The sequence below is a fragment of the Enterococcus sp. MSG3299 genome (genome assembly GCF_050555765.1).
Classification (GTDB): domain Bacteria; phylum Bacillota; class Bacilli; order Lactobacillales; family Enterococcaceae; genus Enterococcus; species Enterococcus faecalis.
In genome coordinates, this window is sequence record NZ_CP187869.1 from 550,447 (window position 1) to 574,619 (window position 24,173).

Here is a 24,173-nt window from a genome sequence, read left to right on the forward strand (position 1 = left end):
AATCAAGAGAGGAGGAGCTTAGATGTCTTTTGCCTCGGATGTCAAAAAAGAGTTGACTGGTTTAGAAGTCCATCGAGAACACGCGAAAGCAGAATTAGCAGCATTAATTCGGATGAACGGCTCACTTAGCTTAGTTAATCAACAGTTTGTCTTGAATGTACAAACGGAAAATGCTGCAATTGCTCGTCGAATGTATTCATTACTGAAAGATCATTACCATGCACAAGCAGAATTATTAGTTCGTAAAAAAATGAAACTAAAGAAAAATAATGTTTACATTGTGCGTCTAAAACAAGATACACAAAAAATTCTAGCTGATTTGGATATTATGGATGGGGTCGTTTTTAATGGCAATGTGTCAAATGAAATCATGGGTAACGCGCAAAAAATGCGTTCCTATTTACGTGGAGCCTTCATGGCTTCTGGATCAGTTAATAATCCGGAAACAAGTCGCTATCATTTAGAAATTTTTTCAATTTATGAAGAACACAATAATGATATTTGTAAGATGTTGAATTACTATGACTTAAACGCTCGAACATTGGGACGCCGAAATGGGTATATTTGTTATTTAAAAGGTGCTGAAAAAATTGCCGACTTTTTAACGTTAATTGGTGCCACGAACTCTATGTTGAAATTTGAAGATGTCCGGATTGTCCGTGATATGCGGAATTCAGTAAATCGTTTAGTAAATTGCGAAACAGCGAATTTAAATAAAACCATTGATGCGGCTTCAAAACAAATTGAAAATATTCAATTTATTGAAAGTACAGTAGGGCTGACATCATTACCGGAGAAACTTCAGGAAATCGCAGAATTACGGTTAGAGTATCCGGAAGTTAGTCTCAAAGAACTAGGGGAAATGATTCCTTCAGGAGCTATTTCTAAGTCAGGTATTAATCATCGTATTCGAAAAATTAATGAATTTGCAGAAAAATTACGAGAAAAAAGTGCGTAATTGTTCTGCTCCAGAAGTGAAGAATAACATTTCCGTTTGAAGTGCTATCCTTCACTTTTTCTTTAAGCGTGTAAAAAAAATAAAGTGTGCAAAAAGTGTGTAGTACTGAAATGTAGTGTTTACCTGTGGTTTAAAGAAACGACGTTGGCACGAATGTTGCATGTAATAAAATGCAAGCGATTACTTATTGCTGTTTTTAACTAAAACATTAAAAACTATTGGAGGGGTCAAAATGGTTCAACGATTAATTAGTGCAAATGCATCAGAAATCAAACGGATGTCAAAAGAAGAGCTGTTTCAGAGTATTAAAGCGAGCGAAGGGCGCGTAATTTTATCGGAAAATGTGGTAGTTCATCCATCCGTAGCAGGTGATATCACTTGTGCGGAAATGTCAAAAGCATATGGCGCAGACATGATTTTATTGAATGTTTTCGATGTTAATAAACCGATTGTAGTAGCCGCTTATGAAGGGCAATATACTGCGGAAACATGTGTCCCTAATGATGAGGTTGTTCATCGTTTGAAAGAACTAGTCGGTTTACCGATTGGCATGAATGTCGAACCTGTTGATGAAAATTTAGACTTAGCTTCAACGAGAGTTTCGATTGAACCAGGTAGAAAAGCATCAGCAGCTACTTTCAAAAAAGCCAATGAACTGGGTTTGGATTTTATCTTATTGACAGGTAATCCAGGAACTGGCGTGACCAACGACTTGATTGCTAAGAACGTGGCCTTAGCCAAAAAACATTTTGATGGCATCATTATTGCCGGAAAAATGCACAGTTCAGGCGTAGATGAACCAGTGGTCAGTTTAAAATCAGCTGAACAATTTATTGAAGCGGGCGCTGATATTGTCTTAGTCCCAGCAGTCGGCACGGTTTGGGGCATCGATGATCAACAAGTCAAAGAAGTTGTGGATTTTGCACATTCAAAAGGAAAATTAGTTATGAGTGCCATTGGAACTTCACAAGAAAGTGCTCAACCTGAAGTTATCCAAGCAATCGGCATTAGAAATAAAATTTTAGGCGTAGATATTCAACATATTGGCGATGCCAATATGGGCTTAGTTGGTATTGAAAATATTAAAGAGCTTTCTGATGCGATACGTGGGAAAAGACATACTGTTGCTAGAATGGCTCGTTCGATTAATCGTTAAAAAAGTGAACAGAGGCACGAATTCAGAAAATTTGAATTCGTGTCTTATGATTTTTTTATTGAAAAACGGTATACTAAAAGAGAAATAAAGGTTTGAAAGGATGAGGTTTTTTTATGGATATTTCAGTAATTGATGCAACAAAAGTTAACACAGAAACAGGGCTTCACATTGGTGAGAGCAATGCCCCTGTCAAAATGATAGAATTTATCAATGTTCGCTGTCCTTATTGCAGAAAATGGTTTGAAGAGTCTGAGGAACTGTTAGCACAATCTGTCAAAAGTGGTAAAGTTGAACGTATCATTAAGTTGTTTGATAAAGAAAAAGAAAGTTTACAACGCGGCAATGTGATGCATCACTACATTGACTATTCAGCGCCTGAACAAGCACTGTCAGCATTGCATAAAATGTTTGCTACGCAAGATGAATGGGGAAACTTAACCTTAGAAGAAGTAGCGACGTATGCTGAAAAAAATCTGGGCTTAAAAGAACAAAAAGATGCAACGCTTGTTTCCGCAGTGATTGCTGAAGCCAATGCGGCGCACATTCAATTTGTACCAACGATCATCATTGGTGAGCATATCTTTGACGAAAGTGTCACTGAAGAAGAATTACGTGGATACATTGAAAAATAAAAAAATGGAAACAGCGACTGTCGCTGTTTCCATTTTTTTTATTTTTAATTTAAGGCGCTACTATTTTCCATTACTTCATCGATTAAACCATATTCTTTTGCTTGTTCGGCAGTCATATAGTTATCACGATCGGTATCACGTTCAATCACTTCAATTGGTTGGCCAGTTCGTTCAGCTAAAATTGAATTTAAACGTTGACGAGTGTCTAAAATGTGACGAGCAGCAATTTCAATTTCTGTTGCTTGCCCTTGAGCGCCACCAAGTGGTTGGTGAATCATGATTTCCGCATTTGGTAAAGCGAAACGTTTGCCTTTTTGACCAGCTGTTAATAAGAAGCTACCCATTGAAGCCGCCATTCCTAATACGATCGTTTGGACATCCGCTTTAACGAAATTCATGGTATCGAAAATCGCTAAGCCTGCAGAAACGCTACCACCAGGAGAGTTAATGTACAAGTAAATGTCTTTTTCTGAATCTTGGGCATCTAAGAATAATAACTGTGCAATCACTGAGTTTGCCACATTATCATCGATAGGGCCGCTTAGCATAATGATGCGGTCTTTTAATAAACGAGAGTAAATGTCATAAGCACGTTCACCGCGAGATGATTGTTCAATAACTGTTGGAATTAAATTCATAAGTAAATCCTCCTATATAAAGAAACTTTTAAAGTCATTCTATCACAAAGCACTTTGAATGCCTATGAAAAGTATACCTCTTTGGTCAATAAAGGTCAACGAAGTCGCTTGAAAAATTTTGTGTCATTTTTTATCCGAAACTTTTGGATTATGTTATACTAAAATGGAAAATTAGAAAAGAGCGAGGGGAAAAATATGTTTGTTTTTATCGCCGGAATGGTCGGTGTAATCGTCGGTGCGCTAATAGTCACAGTAAGTGCCGCCTTACATTCATCTTACAAAGAGCGAAAAGAAGTACGTTATCGTGAACTAGAACATTTGGTTAAAGAAATTGAATCATTGAATTTATTAAATAAAAAAGTCAAAGAAATTTTACAAAAGCGTGAATTATATATAGACAGATCAATTGAATACTTATCGATGGATGATTGTTTCATCAGCATCGATGATTTTATTTATTTGGAATCATTTTCTGCTCAAAATAATTTTTACTTACCGACGTACTTAATTGAAGAATTTTTCAAAAAAATTGCGCATCGTAAAGTCATTTTGACGGCCAGCGAAGTTGCTGAAATGGGTGGTCACACCTATAAAGGCGGCCGTGTTATTTTGGAAAATTTTTCAGACGAGATTTTAGCAATTATTGAAGATAAAAAACGTAAAATGCAGCATTTGTCTAACGAACCACTTCATTATTTTAAAGCGATTAAATAAAAAAAGAACCAGCGTACCCGCTAATTTTTTGGGGTATCTGGTTCTTTTTCTTGTTGTTCCATATCGGTCATAGTGTCTTCAATTTCTTTATGTAAGAAATAAGAAATAACTGTACGGATGATCACCAAGGTTGCCAATTTCAAAATATCTTGAAAAGTTGGTTTGACAATGGATTCAATAATATCAGCAGCAATTAAAATTTCTAAACTTAACAGAATGTAGCTACCAAGGAAGTTTTTGATGAACGTATTCATTTTGGTTAAGGTAAAGCGGCTTTGATTTTGTCGTTCACTTTTAATGAAATCTTTTCCTGCTAAACAAACACCCCAAACTAAAACAATAATCGAAAAAACATTCAGTCCTAAAATACATAGCTCAAAAAGTGGGGTTAAAAGCGTCATTAACTGATGGGGCCACTCATTCATCGTATTCACTCCTACCAAAAAGCCTTTTCTTTAACTATAACGAAACGGCTGACTAACGTCAAATATTGTTGAAATAAACAGGCTAAACTATTCAGCTTATAGAACAAAACTAAGAAAATTATGAATAGCATCTAACAATTAAGTAAAAGGACTGTAAAGGTTCTTTTACTTTTTTTGTGTAAAAAAGACCATTAAAAGGAATCAAGTAGCAAAAAGTAAGTGAAAACCAACTTTGTCAGTGGATAGTCTTTTCATTAATTTTTAAAAGACAAATTTTACGTTTTCAAGAGCCGAATACTGCCAAGTTTTAGCCTTTAAAGGTGATAGAATCAGAAATTGAGTAAGAGATGTGTCACAAAAGCAAGGAGACACATCGACTTGATGAAAGATTTAAGGAGCTGTAGTTGAAGTAAAGAGAAGCAAGTGTCCCAAACACTAGCGAAAGAAAATAGGGAGGATTAAAATGTTTAAGAAAGCAACGAAATTATTATCGACAATGGTGATTGTCGCTGGAACAGTTGTGGGAAATTTCAGTCCCACGTTGGCTTTAGCCGAAGGAGTGGTTAAAGCAGGAGATAAAGAAGGAATGACCAAGGTAGTTTTTCAGATAATTTTCCACATGTAAGACAAGCGATTGATGAAGTGGTTCAAGGTTTATCTGATCAAGACCGCGTGATGCTGGCTTCGTATCGTGGCGGAAAACAATTTATATTTCCTGATGGAAAAGTAAAAATTAATTCAGCTGATTATGATATGAATGTGCGTGTTGATACTCAATTAACCCATGATAAAAGCCAATTTGTCTCTGGATTTGGAGATGTTCGGACGTATGGTGGTACACCAACTGCCTCAGGATTGAAACTTGCTTTAGATACGTACAATCAAACACACGGAGATTTAACGAATCGAAAAACATATTTCTTATTAGTGACAGATGGGGTCGCTAATACACGTTTAGATGGTTACTTGCATAAAACCAACACCAATGATTCAATCAATGAATATCCAGATCCAAGACATCCTTTTCAAGTTTCGGTTGAGTATAGTAATGACTATCAAGGTGCAGCAGCAGAAGTTTTAGCGTTAAACCAAGAAATTACTAACCAAGGCTATGAAATGATTAATGCGTATTGGGAAAGTGTTGAATCTTTAAGTTCAGTAAATTCATATTTTGATAAGTATAAAACAGAAGTGGGTCCTTTTGTAAAACAAGAGTTGCAACAAGGATCTAGCACACCAGAAGATTTTATTACAAGCCAATCTATTGATGATTTTACAACCCAATTAAAACAAATTGTCAAAGATCGTCTGGCGCAATCGACACCAGCAACAGCTTCATTAACAATTGCTGATCAATTTGATATTCAATCTGCGACCGCTACGGACGATGCTGGAAATGATGTGCCTGTTCAAATTAACGGACAAACCATTTCAGCAACTAGTACAGAAGGTTACGTAGGAAACATAACGATTCACTACGAAGTCAAAGAAAATACAGCGATTGATGCAGCAACCCTTGTAAGTAGTGGGACAATGAATCAAGGAACAATTGCTAAGGAATTTCCAGAAGCGACGATTCCTAAAAATGACAATGCGCATGCGTGTGACGTGACGCCAGAAGATCCAACGATTACAAAAGATATCGAAAATCAAGAGCACTTAGATTTAACCAATCGTGAAGATAGTTTCGATTGGCATGTCAAAACAGCTTTCGGTAACGAAACAAGTACTTGGCAACAAGCCAGTTTAGTAGATGATATTAACCAATTATTAGATATCCAAAAAGTCGTTGTCACAGATGAAAATGGCAAAGATGTTACAGGTAATGGCAAAGTAACACAAGAAAATAACAAAGTAACTTTTGAAATGAACAAACAAGCAGACAGCTATGACTATTTGAGTGGTCATACGTACACAATGACCATTACTACTAAAATCAAAGCTGACGCAACGGACGAAGAATTAGCGCCTTATATTGAACAAGGCGGGATTCCCAACCAAGCCGACTTGAACTTTGGCAACGAAGGTGACGTGTTACATTCCAACAAGCCAACCGTAACACCGCCTGCACCAACGCCAGAAGATCCAACGATTACAAAAGATATCGAAGGCCAAGAACATTTAGATTTAACCAACCGCGATCAAGAATTTAAATGGAACGTCAAAACAGCTTTCGGTAACGAAACAAGCACTTGGACCCAAGCCAGCATGGTGGATGACATTAATAAAGTGCTAGATATCACTGATGTAAAAATCACAGATGAAAATGGCAAAGATGTTACAGCTAACGGCAAAGTAACACAAGAAAATAACAAAGTAACTTTTGAAATGAACAAACAAGCAGACAGCTACTCATACTTAGCTGGACATACGTACACAATGACTATTACCACTAAAATTAAAGACGGCGCAACCGATGAAGAATTAGTGCCTTATATTGAACAAGGTGGGATTCCCAACCAAGCCGACTTAAACTTTGGCAATGAAGGTGACGTGTTACATTCCAACAAGCCAACCGTAACACCGCCTGCACCAACGCCAGAAGATCCAACGATTACAAAAGATATCGAAGGCCAAGAACATTTAGACTTAACTAATCGTGACCAAGAATTTAAATGGAACGTCAAAACAGCCTTTGGCAACGAAACAAGCACGTGGACCCAAGCTAGCATGGTAGATGACATTAATAAAGTGTTAGACATCATTGATGTGAAAGTCACAGATGAAAATGGCAAAGATGTTACAGCTAACGGCACAGTAACACAAGAAAATAACAAAGTAACTTTTGAAATGAACAAAAAAGACGATAGTTATGCCTATTTGAGTGGTCATACATACACAATGACTATTACTACTAAAATCAAAGCTAGCGCAACCGATGAAGAATTAGCGCCTTATATTGAACAAGGCGGGATTCCCAACCAAGCCGACTTAAACTTTGGCAACGAAGGTGACGTGTTGCATTCCAACAAGCCAACCGTAACACCGCCTGCACCAACGCCAGAAGACCCAAAAAAACCTGAACCTAAACAACCGCTAAAACCGAAAAAACCGTTGACGCCTACAAATCATCAAGCACCAACGAACCCAGTCAATTTTGGAAAATCAGCAAGTAAAGGAATTCATTTACCAATGACTAATACAACAGTAAATCCACTTTACATGATTGCAGGTTTAATTGTCCTTATAGTGGCTATTAGCTTTGGCATAACAAAAAATAAAAAAAGAAAAAATTAGACAAACTAAAAAGGAAGAAAAAACATGAATAAAAAAATTTCGTTCAGTCTGTTAATTTTGTTACTTAGTTTGTTGGTAGGTTTTACATTTATTCCGCATAAAAAGGAATTAAGTTTCAATGAGTATCAAGAAAAAAAACACTCTGGCGAAACATTTTATGTTGTTTTAAAAAAGAAAAACTGTTCAGATTGTCAGGATTTCGAGAAACTATTACAAGCACCTAAACAGGTTTACTATGTAGAATTAACCAACAAAGAGACCATGAAGGAATGGTCAACATTTATCCGAGAAAATAAAGTTTTACATGTGCCATCTATGTTTAAAATAGATAACGGCCATCTCAAGAAAATTGATGGAGAAGGAGATGCGAATCAATTATTCGCAAACTATCAAAAAATAACGAAGTAAAAAGAATAAAAAGACAAGCCAAGTTTCCTAAATAAAGGAAACTTGGCTTGTCTTTTTTCTAGTAATAGTCGTTTATTAAATAACATGTGAAATGTTTTACAAATCCATTTTAGTTTGATAAAATAAACGCGAACATATGAATTTGTTTTCATTTGTTTTGGGAGGAGGAACGAATGATTGAATTGATTTTACTTTTGTCGGTGATTCTTTTAGGTTTATTGATTGGAAATAAAAGAGTTGATAAGTGGCTTTTTCTTAAGGCATTACTTTTGTTTTCTGTTATGCTAAGTGTGAGCATCTTAATTTCGGTAGCTATGTATTTATTATTAACAATAGGCGTTGCAAACGTAATAGGGCAGCGGTTAGAGTCGTTATTTCTTTTAGGGATAGTCGTTATCATCAGTACGAGTCTTTTGTTATATTTTTTATTGAATTTAACGACGAAAAAAATTGTTTTACCCATCGCTTTAATGAAAATAATTGAATATTATATTCAATGGGTATTGATTTATGTTACTATTTATCAAGTGATTTTTGATCAGTTTATTGTTTCTTCAGAAGTAAAAAATACGTTACAAGGGACTATTGATGAGCCAGTCGCAATCATTATTGTTATTTTGCCATCATTTATTTCAATTTGGATTGCCGTTGTTTTATTTAGGATTCGTATGGAAGAACTTTAATCAGATACTTTTAGAATGGAGGAGTTTGTATGTCTGCTTGGCAAACATTTAAAAATGGAACAAGGCAATTTTTTAAAGACATCTTGCAGTACTTATGGTTATTTTTTACTTTAAATGCCTTATTATTATTGGTGGGTGGGGCTTTTAGTTGGGCTACTTCCAACGCACTAAAAACTCAAGGTATTCCTTATCTTTCGTTTAATAACCTGAATTTATTGTTAGAAAAGCCGCTTGCTCTGGTGTTATTAATTCTCTTGTTGTTACTTTTTTTAGGTGCAGTTTTTTATCAGTTTACCTTTTTATTATTAGGGATTTTTCAAATACGGCAAGACCATCGCTTTCATTTTAAAGGAGTTACCAAGGCATCTTTTAAGGTTCTTAAAAAGCAAGGTGCCCGTTCGTGGTTATTCTTTTTCGGTTATTTTGTTGTCATTGTCCCTTTTGGTAACCTGATTTTCCAAAGTAATCTATTGACGAAATTTGTGATTCCAGATTTTATTGTTGAATTTTTGTCCCAACGAATTCCTTACTTGGTTGGGTTACTGGCCTTTGGGCTATTAGTCTGGTATTTAGCTATTCGTTTCATTTACACGCTTCCATTAATGATTCTGGAGAGAAAAAAAGCGGGCGAGGCAGTTAAGGCTAGTTGGTCAATGACAAACAAACGATTATGGTTCATTATTCGTAATATTGCATTTGTGACGATCGCGGTATTTGTTTCAACGTATGTTATTTATGTGTTACTTTATCTTCTACAGTTGAAGTTAGATACCTTGAGCGATACCATTAGCTTACTAGGTGGTATTTTAAATTTAACCGTTGTCCAATTTTTACAGTTTGTCTCTAATGCTTGGCTTTCAGTATTACTGATTAATTTCTTATATACACAATTAAATGTTCAAGCAGAAACGACGACAAAAGTTGCCTTTGACAAAGAAACGAAACGTAATAAATTAGTGACTATCGGAATGGGCCTAGGACTATTCACCATTTTTGGCGGCTATATAATTTTCAACGCTGTTTACTTAACAGGGCTATTAGAATCAAAACCTTTGATTATTTCGCATCGAGGGGTCACCAATAGTAATGGCGTACAAAATACTATTCCTGCTATGGAAAGAACCATTAAATTTAAACCAGATTATATTGAAATTGATGTTCAAGAAACCAAAGACCATCAATTTGTTGTGATGCATGATGCAAACCTTCAAGAACTCGCCGGCGTTGATGGCACGCCGCAAGAATTTACGTTGGCTGAATTAACAAAAATGACCGTTAAAGAAAATGGCCAAGAAGCACCAATTGCCAGTTTTGATGATTATTTAGCGAAAGCAAACCAAGCCAAACAAAAATTACTAGTAGAAATTAAAACGTCTAAACAAGATAGTCAAGGTGCGCTTTCTAACTTTATTGAAAAATATGAACGTCCTTTGATAAAGAATAACCATCAGGTTCAATCTCTCGACTACAATGTGATCAAAGCGTTTAAAAAAGCCAAATCAAAAGTAAAAGTTAGTTTTATTTTGCCCTATAATTTCACTTTTCCAGAAACACAAGCTGATTTGTATACAATGGAAGCTACTACGTTGAATGATACCTTCATTTTAAAAGCTGACCAACAGAAAAAAGCAGTTTATGCTTGGACAGTTAATGACTCAGAGGTATTGAGTAAAATGCTCTTTATGGACGTTGCTGGAGTGATTACCGATGATTTGGAGTTAGTCAATGAAGAAGTCAATGACTTTGAAAAAAATCCATCGTACGCGGATCGTATTTTGCATTATATTTTTATGCTGCCAAGTGTGGCTTCTCAATAAAAAATGAAGAAGAGGGTTAAACGAAATGAAAAAAGAATTTTCGCGAGTACTTCTTAAAAATCAATCTGATGAAATTCTTATTTTAAAAGATCGGCCAGACACATGGAATTTCCCTGGCGGAAAACAAGAACTTGGTGAATCAGCGCTGGAATGTGCGATTCGTGAAATGAAAGAAGAATTAGCAGTGGAAATTACTGAACTTGAAGAAATTTTTACTGGACCACTCGTTTTTGATTCAATCGTTTGGCAAGGACATTTTTATTTTGCTAAACAAGCCCAAGGAAAAGTTACGCTGAACGAACCAAATAAAATTAAAGGCGTACAATTTATTAAGCGGTTTGAGGAAGTAAATTTTTCACCAGGATTAGCTCCGCTATTTGATTATTTGGCGCGTAGCGATTATTTAAAGTTAAACAAAACTAACTGGAAATAGAAAGAATAGGAGTGTCTTTTGCTAGGTCTTTGTCAAGCGCATCTTTGATTATTTTAGAAAGTCCAAGGAAAAGTCGTGGGCATTGTTTATTCCTAGTAAATATGTTATAGTAATTAAGTAATCAATTTTGATAAGTAATTTGAGTTATATATTTAAAAACTATACTTCTCCTTTTGCCACTCAACATTTTTTGCAATAACTTGCATATTTTTATGCACTAGGAGGAAATATATATGAACAACGGTACAGTAAAATGGTTTAACGCAGACAAAGGTTTTGGATTTATTACAGGTGAAGATGGCAATGATGTATTTGCACATTTTTCAGCTATTCAATCAGATGGATTTAAAACTTTAGACGAAGGCCAAGCAGTAACTTTTGATACTGAAGAAGGTCCACGCGGCTTACAAGCAACGAACATCGTAAAAGCTTAATAATGAATGAAAACGGACCACGTGTTGGTCCGTTTTTTTGATAGCTGTTGTCTGATCTCGCCATCAATTACATAGCAAAACAAAGCAGATGCCATTTAAAGGAGGAGAATCTGAAGATGACCTTAACTGAGCTGTTACTTGTAAGTGGATTATTTTGGCTAGTAATCGTAATCGGTGTGATTGCGGGTAGCATATTTCTAATTAAGTATTTTAGAGGTCGAAGCTGAACGGTTCTGTTCCCGCCAATTATCAGGTTTTAAGCCTGGGACAAAAATCCAAAGTGATTTTTGCCCCAGGTTCTTTATTTAATTAGGGTATCAAGTTTTAGGTAAAATAATTAACAAATTAAAAGCAATTTACTATATAATCAGAAAGGGATCTTTAAGAGAGAAGCAGGTGTTTGCTTGTCGTAATACTTTGTTTAGCAGATAGAAAAAGGAAACGTTATGCGTTACAATAGGAACGGAGGAATTTTAACCTTATTGGATTTGTAGCTGAAGCAGAACAAATGTTGTCGCGTTAAGTGCGATTGAGCTTGCCACAAGCAACATTTGAAAAAACTACGGATAGAAAAATCATTCCTAAACATGAAAAAACACTCTTTAGATGAATAAAGAGTGTCCAGAAACGTTGATAAATCAACATATTTAAATAACGCGCCCTGAGGGAATCGAACCCCCGTCTCAAGAACCGGAATCTTACGTGATATCCACTACACTAAGGGCGCGGCACGAATACTAGTTTAGCTGATATTGACAAAAATTACAAGAGGGAGGACGAAAATAATGAAATTTGAGCAACGAATGTACCAACAACAAAAACAAGTCCAGAAGTTGGCCATGACTCAACAGCTTCAACAATCTATTCAAATTTTACAATTTAATACGGAAGAACTCGCTGCCTTTGTTGAAGCGAAAGCACTAGAGAATCCATTAATTGATTTACAAGTAGACACGCAGTACACCACAGATTTTCCGATACCTAGTCGTTCTTACACCAACCAAGACGAAGAAAATAATTATATGAATCAAATTCCAGACTATCATTTATCATTATTTGAGTCTTTAATTGATCAAATTCATTTGAATTACCGCGATACATACTTGCGAACATTGGTATTGTTTTTAGTAGAATATATAGACGTGAATGGTTATTTAACGATTTCGTTAGAAGAAGCGGCAGTGAAAACCGAAGCAAGCGCCATTCAAATGCTAGATGCATTAACTTTGTTACAACAGCTAGATCCAGCAGGTGTGGGGGCACGCAATTTACAAGAATGTTTGATGCTACAAACAGAACGAGACGATACCGCGCCTAATTTAGCGTATATTTTATTGGAGGAAGAGTTTGATGCCTTAGTGAGTCGTAAATGGGGCCCGTTAGCTAAAAAATTTGGGATTGAATTAGCAGAAATTCAATTGATCTTTGATTATATACAAACGTTATCGCCAGCGCCAGGGAATATTTTTGATGCGACCGAGGAATTGTATATTCGACCAGATTTAACTGTCCGAATCAAGGAAGATCGAATAGTGGTGATTTCCAACAAAGCTGGTCGACCGACATTAAATTTTCAAGAAAATTATTTCAAACGAATGCAAGAGACTGACGACAAAGAAGTCCAAGAATATATTAAGGATAAGAAAAACGAATTTGAATGGTTAGAGCGCGCAGTGAATCAGCGGGGGGATACAATTTTACGTGTAGGGCAAGAAATTGTGCGCCGTCAAGAAGCCTTCTTTTTAGAAGCAGATCGGCCATTAAAACCAATGACTTTAAAAGAAATTGCGGATGCTTTGTCTATTCATGAATCGACAGTTAGTCGTGCGGTCAATGGAAAATATCTAGAAACCACGTTTGGTGTCTTTGAATTGCGCTCATTCTTCTCCACAAGTATTCTTTCATCAGAAGAAGATGGCGAGGATGTCTCAACAACGATGGTTAAAAAGCAACTACAAAAATTAATTGATCAAGAAGTAAAAAGTAAACCGTTATCTGATCAAAAATTAGTCGAGCGATTAAAAGATTCAGGCATGGAAATATCCCGGCGAACGGTGGCAAAATATCGTGAAGCCCTAGGGATTCCATCTTCATCTAAACGAAAACGATATGAGTAAACAACCAAAGCTTATGAGTGATTTTCATAAGCTTTGGTTGTTTTTTGTGATTTAAAAAATGTTGGTTTTTTGAATTGTAAAAAAACCCTAAAGGAGGCAAAGTTTGCTTGCCATTTCCTAGGAAAAAACGTATATTAAAGTTACTTGCTTCTTTAAATAAAGGAAAAGAATAATTTTATAGAAAAGTTGGAAAGCACAAATGAATCAGACAGCAAATAGCAAGAAAAAACGCTATATTACAGGTTTTGATGGCATTCGGACGATCGCTGTAATTGGCGTGATTTTGTATCACCTTTTTCCCCAAGTCATGCGAGGTGGCTACTTAGGTGTTCCGATTTTCTTTGTTGTTTCAGGTTATCTTATTAACGACTTGTTGCGGCAAGAATGGGCAGAAAATCAGACCATTGATTTAAAAGGATTTTATGTGCGAAGGATGAAACGGCTGTATCCAGCATTAATTGTGATGCTTTTAAGTGCAGTTAGTTATATTACACTCTTTCAGCAGGATTTATTAAACAATATTCGCAGCGTTGTCGCTAGTAGTGTTTTTTATTACAACAACTGGTGGCAAATTTTTAAAGGGTTTTCTTATTTTGATGGATTTGCGACACAATCGCCATTTGTACATATTTGGTCATTGGCAGTTGAAGCGCAAAATTATTTAATTTGGCCATTACTTTTTATTCTTCTGGAACGCTTTGTTCGTAAGCGCGGTCGAATTTTCAGTTTAGTTTTAATCGGCGCCTTAATTTCGGTGACGCTGATGGCCGTTTTATATGTTCCTGGCGCAGATCCTACACGTGTCTATTATGGAACAGACACACGTGTTTTTTCTATTTTACTAGGTAGTGCATTGGCGTATGTTTGGCCAAGCACACGTTTGAAAGAAGAAATTCCAGAAGCCTCTAAAAAAATCTTAAATGGCGCTGGTTTAAGTGCCTTAATTCTTTTAGTGTTAGCCTTTTTAACATTATCAGATCATACAAATTTTGTTTATTATGGCGGCATGTTTTTAATTAGTTTGGCAGCCACTGTCTTAGTGGCCGTCACTGCACATCCAGGGGCAGATATGAATCGTTGGTTAACGAATCCAGTCTTTACGTGGATAGGTAAACGGAGTTATGGCATTTACTTGTATCAATTCCCAATCATGATTTTTTATGAGGCCAAAATTAAGACCTTATCGGACCATGTTTTTCTACATTCATTGGTTGAAATAGCATTAATTTTAGTAGTGAGCGAATTGTCATATCGTTTTATCGAACATCCACTGACACGATTGTCTTATAAGGATGTCTGGACTCAATTCACTGAATTCTTACGGAAACCGTGGGACCTTCGTGAAAAAGGGACAATGGCCTTTATGACAGTGATTAGCGTGATTGCAGTATTCGGTTTAATTGTGGCTCCAGCAAACGCTAAAAGTGCGCAACAAGAGCAACTAGAAAAAAATATTGCGAAAAATCAGCAAAAAATTGAAGAACGTAAAAAAGAAGTTCAAGAAAGTGGCACGAAAAATAGTAGCACGTCCACAGAAAGTAGTACAAAACCGAGTGAAAGCCAAGACGTTCTACCCACACAACTCACACCAGAGCAAGTAAAAAAAGCGCAGAATTTAGAAATCACAACTATTGGTGATTCTGTTATTCTAGATGGTGCTAGCGGGTTACAAGATATTTTCCCTAAAATGATTATCGATGGGGAAGTGGGCCGTCAATTGTATAGTAGCATTTCACTAATTGGTGAACTAGACAAAAAGAAAATGCTCAAAGATACTGTTTTAGTGAGTTTAGGTACGAATGGTCCTTTTACAGAGGCACAATTTGATGAATTTATGAAAGCGTTAGGTAATCGAAAAGTTTATTGGATTAATGTTCGCGTCCCAACTAGAAGATGGCAAAATCAAGTGAATAGTTTACTTAGTCAAATGGACAAAAAATACGATAACTTAACGGTCATTGACTGGTTTAATTATAGTAACGCCCATGATGATTGGTTTTATGATGACCGAGTTCATCCAAATGTGGCAGGTGGCGAGCAATATACACACTTTATCGCGGAGAAAATTTTACAGTAGCAAGAAACTTCCAGCTCAGATGAAAGGGGCTGGAAGTTTTTTGTTATAGGAAAAGCAAATATAGGTAATTTAATGATTTTCTTGAAAACCTAAGCTTTTTTTTTAGATATCTGGTATACTGTTTTTGTTACAAGTTCCCGAAAGGATTTAGCAAGTAATTGTCGTTACTTACTAAAGATGCCTTGTAACCGAAACTATTTAGGGGGAATAACATTATGACAGAAAGACATTTATTTACATCAGAATCCGTTTCAGAAGGACATCCAGATAAGGTAGCTGACCAAGTCAGTGATGCAATTTTAGATGCGATTTTGGAGAAAGATCCGATGGCCCGCGTGGCATGTGAAACATCCGTAACAACTGGTTTAGTCCTAGTATTTGGAGAAATTTCTACAACAGCTTATGTAGATATCCAAAAAATTGTTCGTCAAACTGTGAAAGATATTGGTTATACACGAGCAAAATATGGATTTGATGGAGAGACTGTCGCAGTTCTTGTAGCAATCGATGAGCAATCACCTGATATCGCTCAAGGGGTTGACGCAGCCTTAGAAGTGCGTGATCAAGATGAAAAAGACGATATTGGCGCTGGTGACCAAGGCTTAATGTTTGGTTTTGCCGTTGACGAAACACCAGAATTAATGCCATTACCGATCGCGTTAAGTCATCGTTTGGTTCGCCGTTTAGCAGAATTGCGGAAGGAAAAAGTCTTACCTTACTTACGTCCTGATGCAAAATCTCAAGTAACAGTGGAATATGATGATCAAGGTCAACCACAACGTGTGGATACGATTGTCATCAGTACACAACATGATGATGAAACAACCTTAGAACAAATCGAAAAAGACATTAAAGAACAAGTAATCAATGAGGTGATTCCTCATGAACTTTTAGATGATGAAACAAAATACTTTATCAACCCAACTGGTCGCTTTGTAATCGGTGGCCCTCAAGGAGATGCCGGCTTAACTGGTCGTAAAATTATCGTTGATACTTATGGCGGTTATGCTCGTCATGGCGGCGGTGCTTTTTCTGGAAAAGATGCAACCAAAGTTGACCGCTCTGCTAGTTATGCTGCGCGTTATATCGCGAAAAACATTGTTGCTGCTGGTTTGGCGAAAAAAGTAGAAGTCCAATTAGCTTATGCAATTGGTGTGGCGCAACCAGTGTCTATTTCTATTAATACGTTTGGTACGAGTGATCTTCCAGAAAGTAAATTAATCGAAGCAGTTCGTAAAAACTTTGATTTACGTCCAGCAGGTATTATTGAAATGCTAGATTTACGTCGCCCAATTTATAAACAAACTGCGGCTTATGGTCATTTTGGTCGAACAGATATTGATTTACCTTGGGAACAAACAGATAAAGTTGAAGCGTTAAAAGCTAGTTTAGCTGAATAATTAAATAAAAAAAACAAGAAGTCAGCCAATACTTGGCTGACTTCTTGTTTTTTTTTGCAATAATTTTTTTATGAAAAAGCATTTTTTTAAGACATTTTGTTCTTTTTTGTATAGAATAGCTATGGAGCAATTTAGAAAATTGACAATTGAATAGAAAAGGATGTGAACAAATGGCAAAAGAAACAAATGTTAAGTTAGTCACGGTGAGTGTTTTTGTGGCAACATTTATGACAGCCATTGAAGGGACCATTGTGTCTACTGCGATGCCAACGATTGTCGGCTCGTTACATGGTATGGAAATTATGAACTGGGTATTTTCAATTTATTTATTAACGAATGCGATGTTAACACCGATTTATGGGAAACTTGCGGATAAAATTGGTCGTAAACCTGTCTTCATGATTGGTATTATCATTTTTATTTTGGGCTCCTCGTTGTGTGGCTTTGCCCAAGATATGTTGACTTTAATTATTGCCCGCGCAATTCAAGGTGTGGGGGCAGGTGCAATTTTACCAGTTGCATTAACGATTATTGCCGATATGTATTCATTGGACAAGCGAGCGAAAATTTTAGGTTTAAACAGCGCCGCCTGGGGAATTGCTAGTATTTTTGGTCCGTTAGCAGGTGGTTTTATTGTAGATACAGTCGGTTGGCATTGGATTTTCTTCATTAATGTTCCTATTGGACTTGTTTTATTGGGCTTGATTAGTATTTTCTTAGTTGAACCAAAGCGGGAACGGACCAAGATGCCAATGGATATTTTGGGCAGCGTTACTTTGATGGCAGTGCTGCTAACGTTATTGCTAGGTTTTCAAATGATTAGCGATAATGGTTTTACATTAGTAACATTTGGTTGTTTGAGTTTGAGTGTGCTCTTTTTTGTAGCGTTTGTGATGATAGAAAAACGCGCGCAAGACCCAGTGATTGATTTGCATTTATTTAATCAACCAACGTTTGTTTTAGTAAATCTTATTGCGGCGCTTATTAGCGGTTTCTTAATGGGGATTGATGTCTACATTCCGATGTGGATGCAAGGTGTCTTAGGAAAAAGTGCAGGAATTGGTGGCTTAGTTTTAGCGCCTATGTCGTTACTTTGGATGGCTGGATCATTTATAGCAAGTAGCTTTATGGAAAAATATGCTATGAAAAAAGTTTTAACGATTGGGTTATCGATTCTATTAGTCGGGGCCATCTTTTTAGTGGTAATGCCAATGGCCGTTCCGTTTTGGCTTTTCTTTGTAGTGTCTTCTGTCTTAGGAGTTGGTTTTGGGATTACTATCACAACGACTACGGTGACCGCACAAAGTACAGTGGAGCCTGAAAAAATGGGGGTTGCAACATCGTTTAATACGTTGGTGCGTACAATTGGGCAGACTGTGATGGTGTCAATTTTTGGTGTGATTTTAAATGCAGGAATGTTTGCGAAATTGGAAGCGAGCGCGTTAAACGTCGATGCAGATGTCATGAATCAATTAGTGAATCCACATACTGCAAATTTAATTCCAGCTGCGTTGTTAAAACCATTACGTGGTATCCTCTATGCAGGTCTGCATAATGTTTACTTAGTCGGTGCGGGCTTAGTTGTTGTCGCTCTTTTGTTAAATATTTTCGCAAAAGCGCAACGAGCGAAGGTTTAGTGGTACACTAATAGAAAGAGTATTGGAGGGAAAAGTAGATGGCCTTTTTACAAGCAAATATTTATTCAAATGTATTGGAAATGGAAGTGAATGTGAACGTAATTTTACCACAAGAAACGGTAAAAAAAGTGGGCACAAGTACCCAAGCAGCATTAACAGATATTCCCGTGTTGTATTTATTACATGGGATGGGAGGGAATCACAGCGTCTGGGCTCGCAGAACCTCTATTGAGCGGTATGTCGCTGATTTAAGGATTGCTGTCATTATGCCGTCCACGGATTTAGCTTGGTATACGGACACGCAATACGATATGAACTATTGGACGTTTATCTCAGAAGAATTACCGAAAATTTGTCATCAACTCTTTCCACAGTTAAGTACAAAACGAGAAAAAACCTTTGCCGCTGGTTTGTCAATGGGTGGTTATGGCGCCTTGAAATTAGGATTAGCGAAACCAGAATCTTTTGCAGCCGTTGCTTCTTTGTCTGGGGCAGTTAGTTTATCATCCACTAGTTTTGGGGAATTATTAAAAGTCCGTAAGCGAAGCTATTGGGAAGGTATTTTTGGCCCGTTAGATCAAATTGAAGGTTCCATTCACGATCCGCTGTATTTATTACAACAATTAGTAGAAAGCCAAACAGAAATGCCCCAATTTTACCTTTGTTGTGGGGAGCAAGATATGTTACTTTCTGCTAATCAACAGATGGCTCAAGCGTTGGAACAGGCACAGGCAAGTTATACTTTTGAAACTGGACCAGGAGAACATGACTGGGAGTTCTGGGATGAATGGATTCAAAAAGCCTTGGCTTGGCTACCAATACCAAAATAGAGAAAGTAGTTTTCGCAATTTATTTTAAAAGTTAACCCTTGGTCCGTCAGTCGAAATGACTGACGGACCAAGGGCTTTTTTTATTTAGATGAAGATGTGTTGTCTGCTTGCAAACCATCTAAGTAGGTTTTAACGGCTTGAATAAAGGCGGATTTTTGGTGGATGGAGTGTCGAAATTGAATGCTTTCCTCCATGTACGTTAACTCATTGTCGGAGACATATTGTTTCATGTGCAGCACTTGTTCTTTTAAATAGTCATCTCCGTTCAACACTTGCGAAACGAGCTGTTTTTCCTCCGTTGCGTCCATAATCATCCCAAATAAAAGATGTTGTAAAGACGTTACTGCTAAATGAGTCATTTCTGGTGAAAAACCTGCTTCTCTTAAAATGCCCATCATTTGATTTAAATGGCGTAATCGTTGGGGATAGGCAGGGACGGTTTGGATTTCGATAGCTACGGCACAGGGAAATTGTTGATAGAGATCATAATAGTTTTCCATGAAGGCCAGTAAGTCAGAATACCATTCACCACATAATGCAGGTTCTTGAAAGTGCTCTTCAATCGCTTCAGCCATACTTTGAAGTAAGGCTTGCTTATTTTTAAAATACCAATAAATTGCGGGCGCCTGTACACCAAGCTGTTTGGCGACTTTACGCATAGAAAGTTGTTCTAAAGTGGGACTTTTTTCTAACAAAGAAAATGCGGCTGCAATAATCGTGTCTTTTGATAATTTTGGTTCCATGATTTTAGCTCCTATTAAACGTTATCTTCGTAAGTTTATCAAAAAGAAGGTACACTTTATGATAGGAAAAACTTGTGAAAAATTAACTTGTTCGCTTGTATTTTACCACTAAAAATGGTAAATTATGAATCGGCCTTATTTTACAGTGTTAAATTGGTGAAGTCAATGAGCAAATTGATTTTTTTGTAATGGGGAAGAATTCGCAGACCAACACTGAAGAAGCAGGGAACTATTTTAAGAAAGTAGGGATAAGATGGACCTTATTATTCAACACGCCAAAAAATACAAAGGCTCGGTAGTTATTGCCTTGTTGGCGGTGATCGTAATGGTTGTCTCAGCACTTTGGCAACCAAAATTGTTACAACAAGTGTTGGAAGCAATTATGAATGACGATAGCGACAAAATGAAAAATTTAGGGATTCAATTAATTGCCATTGCAGGATTAGGACTCGTTGCAGGGGTTATTAATACAATTTTTTCTGCCAAAGTTGCCCAAGGTGTCAGTGCTGACATTCGTGAAGCAACTTTCCGCAAAATCCAAACCTTTTCATTTGGCAATATCGAAAAATTTTCAGCAGGTAACTTAGTTGTTCGTTTAACAAATGACGTTACTCAAATTCAAAATGTCATTATGATTGCGTTGCAGACACTTTTTAGAATTCCTTTTTTATTTATCGGGAGTTTTATTTTAGCGATGCTAACCTTGCCACAACTATGGTGGGTGATTGTTGCACTTGTCATCGCAGTTATTTTGATTTCTATGCTGTCCTTTTCGCAAATGGGCAAGCATTTCATGATTATTCAAAACTTGATTGATAAGATTAATGGTATCGCAAAAGAAAATTTGTTAGGCATTCGTGTCGTCAAATCATTTGTTCAAGAAAAAAATCAATTGTCACGTTTTACAAAAGTGAGTGAAGAATTAACCACCCATAACTTAATCGTAGGTAGCTTATTTGCTGTGATGATTCCAGCGTTTATGTTGGTGGCGAACTTAGCCGTTGTAGGCTCGATTTTCTTTGTGAGTAACTTAGTCAAGGATGATCCAACTTTAATTGGTGGTGTCGCTTCCTTTATGAACTATTTAATGCAAATCATGATGGCGATTATTATCGGCGGAATGATGATGATGATGACTTCTCGTGCCGCTGTTTCCATTAAGCGGATTAAAGAAGTGATGGAAACAGAACCAGATGTTACCTACAAAAAAGTCCCAGAACAAGAGTTAATTGGTAGTGTTGAGTTTGATCACGTATCTTTCCGTTATCCTGGGGATGAAGAAGATACCTTGAAAGACATCTCTTTCTCTATTCAGCCAGGTGAAATGATTGGGATTGTGGGCGCAACTGGCGCTGGTAAATCTACGTTGGCACAATTAATTCCACGTTTATTTGATCCGACAGAAGGAAAGATTGAAGTTGGTGGTGTCGATTTACGAGAAGTGAACGAACACAGTTTACGAAAAACAGTTTCCTTTGTGTTGCAAAAAGCAATCCTGTTCTCTGGAACGATTGCGCAAAATCTACGCCATGGTAAACGTGACGCTTCTGAAGCGGACATGGAACGGGCTTCAGGCATCGCCCAAGCCAAGGAATTTATTGAAAAATTAGCAGAAGGTTATGATGCGCCCGTCGAAGAACGGAGTAATAACTTTTCTGGTGGACAAAAACAACGGTTATCAATTACTAGAGGTGTGATTGGTGAGCCTAAAATTTTGATTTTAGATGATAGCACCAGCGCGTTGGATGCTCGTTCGGAGCGGTTAGTCCGAGAAGCGTTGGATAAAGAGTTAAAAGAGACTACCACGATCGTTATTGCCCAAAAAATTTCTTCTGTTGTCCATGCAGATCGTATTTTAGTATTGGATAATGGACGTTTAGTCGGGGAAGGCACGCATGAAGAATTAGCAGCTACGAACCCCGTGTATCAAGAAATTTATGAAACTCAAAAAGGAAAGGAGGAAGCTTAATGACTGATTTAATAAAAGCTGGTAAATTTTTCTATCATTATTTAAAACGTTACAAAGTTTCTTTCCTCTTTATTTTCTTAGCAATTTTCGCAGCGACTTATTTACAAGTCAAAGCGCCGCAATTCGTTGGGGAAGCTATTCAGGAATTAGCGAAATATGCGGTTAATGTGATGCAAGGAAAAGATGATAAAAGTGCGTTCGTTTCTGTCATTTGGAAACTACTCATTTTTTATGTCTTAACTAGTGCCGCTAGTTTCATTTACAGTATTCTCTTTACACAAGTCGTGGGGAAATCAACAAACCGCATGCGGATTGGTTTGTTTAACAAATTAGAAAAATTGACGATTCGTTTCTTTGATTCTCATCAAGATGGTGAAATTTTAAGTCGTTTTACTAGTGACTTAGACAACATCCAAAACAGTTTAAACCAAGCGTTGCTACAAGTATTAACCAATATTGCCTTATTGGTTGGTGTCTTAATCATGATGTTCCGTCAAAATGTGGAACTGGCATGGGCCACAATTGCTTCTACGCCGATTGCGATTTTAATTGCGGTCTTTGTGATTAGCAAGGCGCGCAAATATGTCGATTTACAGCAAGATGAAGTGGGTAAATTAAATGGCTATATGGATGAAAAAATTAGTGGGCAACGTGTGATCATCACTAATGGCTTACAAGAAGAAACCATTGACGGCTTTTTAGAGCAAAATGAAAAAGTTCGTGCAGCTACGTATAAAGGTCAAGTGTATTCAGGATTACTTTTCCCAATGATGCAAGGAATGTCATTAGTCAATACGGCAATTGTTATTTTCTTTGGTGGTTGGTTAGCAATCAATGGTTCTGTTGATCGTGCCGCTGCGTTAGGTTTAGTCGTTATGTTTGTCCAATATTCCCAACAATATTATCAACCATTGATGCAAATTTCTTCAGGTTATAGCATGATTCAATTAGCTGTTACAGGCGCTCGTCGTTTAAATGAGATGTTTGATGAACCAGATGAAATTCGTCCCGAAAATGGCGGAAAATTAGAAGAGATTAACAAAGCTGTGGCTTTAAATCATGTTGTTTTTGGCTATAATCCAGAAACGCCTGTGTTGAAAGATGTTTCTATTCATGTGGATAAAGGTGAAATGGTCGCTTTAGTCGGACCGACAGGCTCAGGAAAAACAACGATTATGAATTTAATGAATCGCTTTTATGATGTGAATGAAGGCGCCGTGACGTTTGATGGTGTGGACATTCGTGAAATGGATTTAGATAGCTTGCGTTCACATGTAGGCATTGTTTTGCAAGAGTCCGTTCTATTTTCAGGAACAATTCGTGAGAATATTGCTTTTGGTAAGCCAGAGGCCACGGATGAAGAAATTGTTCAAGCAGCGAAACAAGCGAATATCCATGAATTTATTGTAAATCTTGAGCAAGGCTATGATACTGAGATTACGGAAGAGAATAACCTTTTCAGTACGGGGCAAAAGCAATTAGTAAGTATTGCACGAACGATTATTACCAATCCAGAATTATTAATTTTGGATGAAGCAACAAGTAATGTTGATACAGTAACAGAAGCTAAAATCCAAAAAGCGATGGACGAAGCAATTAAAGGGCGCACCAGTTTTGTGATTGCCCATCGTTTGAAAACGATTCTAAATGCGGATCGGATTATTGTTTTACGAGACGGTGAAGTCATTGAAGAAGGCAACCACCATGAACTAGTTGAACAAGATGGATTCTATGCGGAACTTTATAAAAATCAATTTGTTTTTGAATAAGTTGAAAAAGAAGCAAAATGAGTCATTCTCATTTGCTTCTTTTTTTGCTATGCTAAATAGAAAAAGGAGATATATCAATGGGGAAAATGAGGAATG

The 24,173-nt window shown here is 36.9% G+C and carries 19 protein-coding genes, 1 tRNA gene, 1 pseudogene and 1 riboswitch; of the genes and pseudogenes, 17 read left to right on the top strand and 4 right to left on the bottom strand.

Annotated features, from left to right (window positions below; genetic code table 11):
• The first annotated feature begins 22 nt into the window (after nt 1-22).
• The 3 genes from whiA to IGL23_RS02825 all read left to right on the top strand — a co-directional run bounded on the left by whiA (nt 23) and on the right by IGL23_RS02825 (nt 2,746).
• The gene (whiA, locus tag IGL23_RS02815) at nt 23-958 is read left to right on the top strand and encodes a DNA-binding protein WhiA (protein WP_002358736.1); all 936 of its coding nucleotides are present in this window, start codon (nt 23-25) and stop codon (nt 956-958) included.
• Between the two features lie 232 nt (nt 959-1,190).
• Nucleotides 1,191-2,114, top strand: coding sequence for a hypothetical protein (locus IGL23_RS02820; RefSeq protein ID WP_010825043.1), 924 nt, complete (start codon nt 1,191-1,193; stop codon nt 2,112-2,114).
• Between the two features lie 113 nt (nt 2,115-2,227).
• On the top strand, nt 2,228-2,746 hold the full coding sequence (locus IGL23_RS02825; RefSeq protein WP_002361283.1) for a DsbA family protein: 519 nt from the start codon (nt 2,228-2,230) through the stop codon (nt 2,744-2,746).
• Nucleotides 2,747-2,790: 44 nt separating this feature from the next.
• Here IGL23_RS02825 and clpP read toward each other — a convergent pair whose 3' ends face one another.
• Complete coding sequence (gene clpP, locus IGL23_RS02830; RefSeq protein ID WP_002355633.1) at nt 2,791-3,384, bottom strand: ATP-dependent Clp endopeptidase proteolytic subunit ClpP; 594 nt, start codon at nt 3,382-3,384, stop codon at nt 2,791-2,793.
• A 195-nt stretch (nt 3,385-3,579) separates the two neighbouring features.
• On the opposite strand from clpP, the gene IGL23_RS02835 reads away from it, so the two are divergent.
• Nucleotides 3,580-4,098, top strand: coding sequence for a hypothetical protein (locus IGL23_RS02835; RefSeq protein ID WP_430619673.1), 519 nt, complete (start codon nt 3,580-3,582; stop codon nt 4,096-4,098).
• Between the two features lie 20 nt (nt 4,099-4,118).
• On the opposite strand, the gene IGL23_RS02840 is transcribed toward IGL23_RS02835, so the two are convergent.
• Nucleotides 4,119-4,523: a DUF1622 domain-containing protein gene (locus IGL23_RS02840; protein WP_002383026.1), complete on the bottom strand. Its 405-nt coding sequence runs from the start codon at nt 4,521-4,523 to the stop codon at nt 4,119-4,121.
• A 463-nt stretch (nt 4,524-4,986) separates the two neighbouring features.
• On the opposite strand from IGL23_RS02840, the pseudogene IGL23_RS02845 reads away from it, so the two are divergent.
• The 6 genes and pseudogenes from IGL23_RS02845 (at nt 4,987) to IGL23_RS02870 (ending at nt 11,535) form a co-directional block, all read left to right on the top strand.
• Nucleotides 4,987-7,760, top strand: a pseudogene (locus IGL23_RS02845) (isopeptide-forming domain-containing fimbrial protein).
• Nucleotides 7,761-7,784: 24 nt separating this feature from the next.
• Nucleotides 7,785-8,168: a bacteriocin gene (locus IGL23_RS02850; protein ID WP_002358745.1), complete on the top strand. Its 384-nt coding sequence runs from the start codon at nt 7,785-7,787 to the stop codon at nt 8,166-8,168.
• Between the two features lie 173 nt (nt 8,169-8,341).
• On the top strand, nt 8,342-8,851 hold the full coding sequence (locus IGL23_RS02855) for an SA1002 family membrane protein (RefSeq protein ID WP_002358746.1): 510 nt from the start codon (nt 8,342-8,344) through the stop codon (nt 8,849-8,851).
• Between the two features lie 29 nt (nt 8,852-8,880).
• Nucleotides 8,881-10,668: a glycerophosphoryl diester phosphodiesterase membrane domain-containing protein gene (locus tag IGL23_RS02860; RefSeq protein WP_033595422.1), complete on the top strand. Its 1,788-nt coding sequence runs from the start codon at nt 8,881-8,883 to the stop codon at nt 10,666-10,668.
• Between the two features lie 25 nt (nt 10,669-10,693).
• Nucleotides 10,694-11,101, top strand: a complete 408-nt coding sequence (locus tag IGL23_RS02865; protein WP_002361287.1) for an NUDIX hydrolase — start codon at nt 10,694-10,696, stop codon at nt 11,099-11,101.
• A 233-nt stretch (nt 11,102-11,334) separates the two neighbouring features.
• Nucleotides 11,335-11,535, top strand: coding sequence for a cold-shock protein (locus IGL23_RS02870; protein WP_002355647.1), 201 nt, complete (start codon nt 11,335-11,337; stop codon nt 11,533-11,535).
• A 655-nt stretch (nt 11,536-12,190) separates the two neighbouring features.
• Here the strand turns inward: IGL23_RS02870 and IGL23_RS02875 are convergent.
• Nucleotides 12,191-12,262, bottom strand: a tRNA-Arg gene (locus IGL23_RS02875).
• Nucleotides 12,263-12,320: 58 nt separating this feature from the next.
• Here IGL23_RS02875 and rpoN point away from each other — a divergent pair.
• The 5 genes from rpoN (at nt 12,321) to IGL23_RS02900 (ending at nt 19,596) form a co-directional block, all read left to right on the top strand.
• Complete coding sequence (rpoN, locus tag IGL23_RS02880; RefSeq protein ID WP_033594530.1) at nt 12,321-13,652, top strand: RNA polymerase factor sigma-54; 1,332 nt, start codon at nt 12,321-12,323, stop codon at nt 13,650-13,652.
• Between the two features lie 199 nt (nt 13,653-13,851).
• Nucleotides 13,852-15,729 (top strand): acyltransferase family protein, encoded by a 1,878-nt coding sequence (locus IGL23_RS02885; protein WP_010822575.1) that lies wholly within the window; start codon nt 13,852-13,854, stop codon nt 15,727-15,729.
• A gap of 122 nt (nt 15,730-15,851) precedes the next feature.
• A riboswitch (SMK box riboswitch) is annotated at nt 15,852-15,947 on the top strand.
• Entirely contained in the window at nt 15,945-17,129 is a 1,185-nt protein-coding gene (gene metK / locus IGL23_RS02890; RefSeq protein ID WP_002355656.1) for a methionine adenosyltransferase, read from the top strand. Its footprint overlaps the riboswitch before it by 3 nt.
• A gap of 170 nt (nt 17,130-17,299) precedes the next feature.
• The gene (locus IGL23_RS02895; RefSeq protein WP_002364774.1) at nt 17,300-18,766 is read left to right on the top strand and encodes an MDR family MFS transporter; all 1,467 of its coding nucleotides are present in this window, start codon (nt 17,300-17,302) and stop codon (nt 18,764-18,766) included.
• Between the two features lie 38 nt (nt 18,767-18,804).
• Nucleotides 18,805-19,596, top strand: coding sequence for an alpha/beta hydrolase (locus tag IGL23_RS02900; protein WP_033594529.1), 792 nt, complete (start codon nt 18,805-18,807; stop codon nt 19,594-19,596).
• A gap of 80 nt (nt 19,597-19,676) precedes the next feature.
• On the opposite strand, the gene IGL23_RS02905 is transcribed toward IGL23_RS02900, so the two are convergent.
• Nucleotides 19,677-20,339, bottom strand: coding sequence for a TetR/AcrR family transcriptional regulator (locus tag IGL23_RS02905; RefSeq protein ID WP_002358755.1), 663 nt, complete (start codon nt 20,337-20,339; stop codon nt 19,677-19,679).
• Between the two features lie 253 nt (nt 20,340-20,592).
• Here IGL23_RS02905 and erfC point away from each other — a divergent pair, with 253 nt between their 5' ends.
• Together erfC and erfD are read left to right on the top strand one after the other, a co-directional pair.
• On the top strand, nt 20,593-22,308 hold the full coding sequence (gene erfC, locus IGL23_RS02910) for a multidrug ABC transporter ATP-binding protein/permease ErfC (protein ID WP_002355662.1): 1,716 nt from the start codon (nt 20,593-20,595) through the stop codon (nt 22,306-22,308).
• Nucleotides 22,308-24,077 carry a multidrug ABC transporter ATP-binding protein/permease ErfD gene (gene erfD, locus IGL23_RS02915; protein WP_033594528.1) on the top strand — a complete coding sequence of 590 codons (1,770 nt, stop codon included), beginning with the start codon at nt 22,308-22,310 and terminating at the stop codon, nt 24,075-24,077. The genes erfC and erfD overlap by 1 nt, the downstream gene beginning before the upstream one ends.
• Nucleotides 24,078-24,173: the final 96 nt, after the last annotated feature.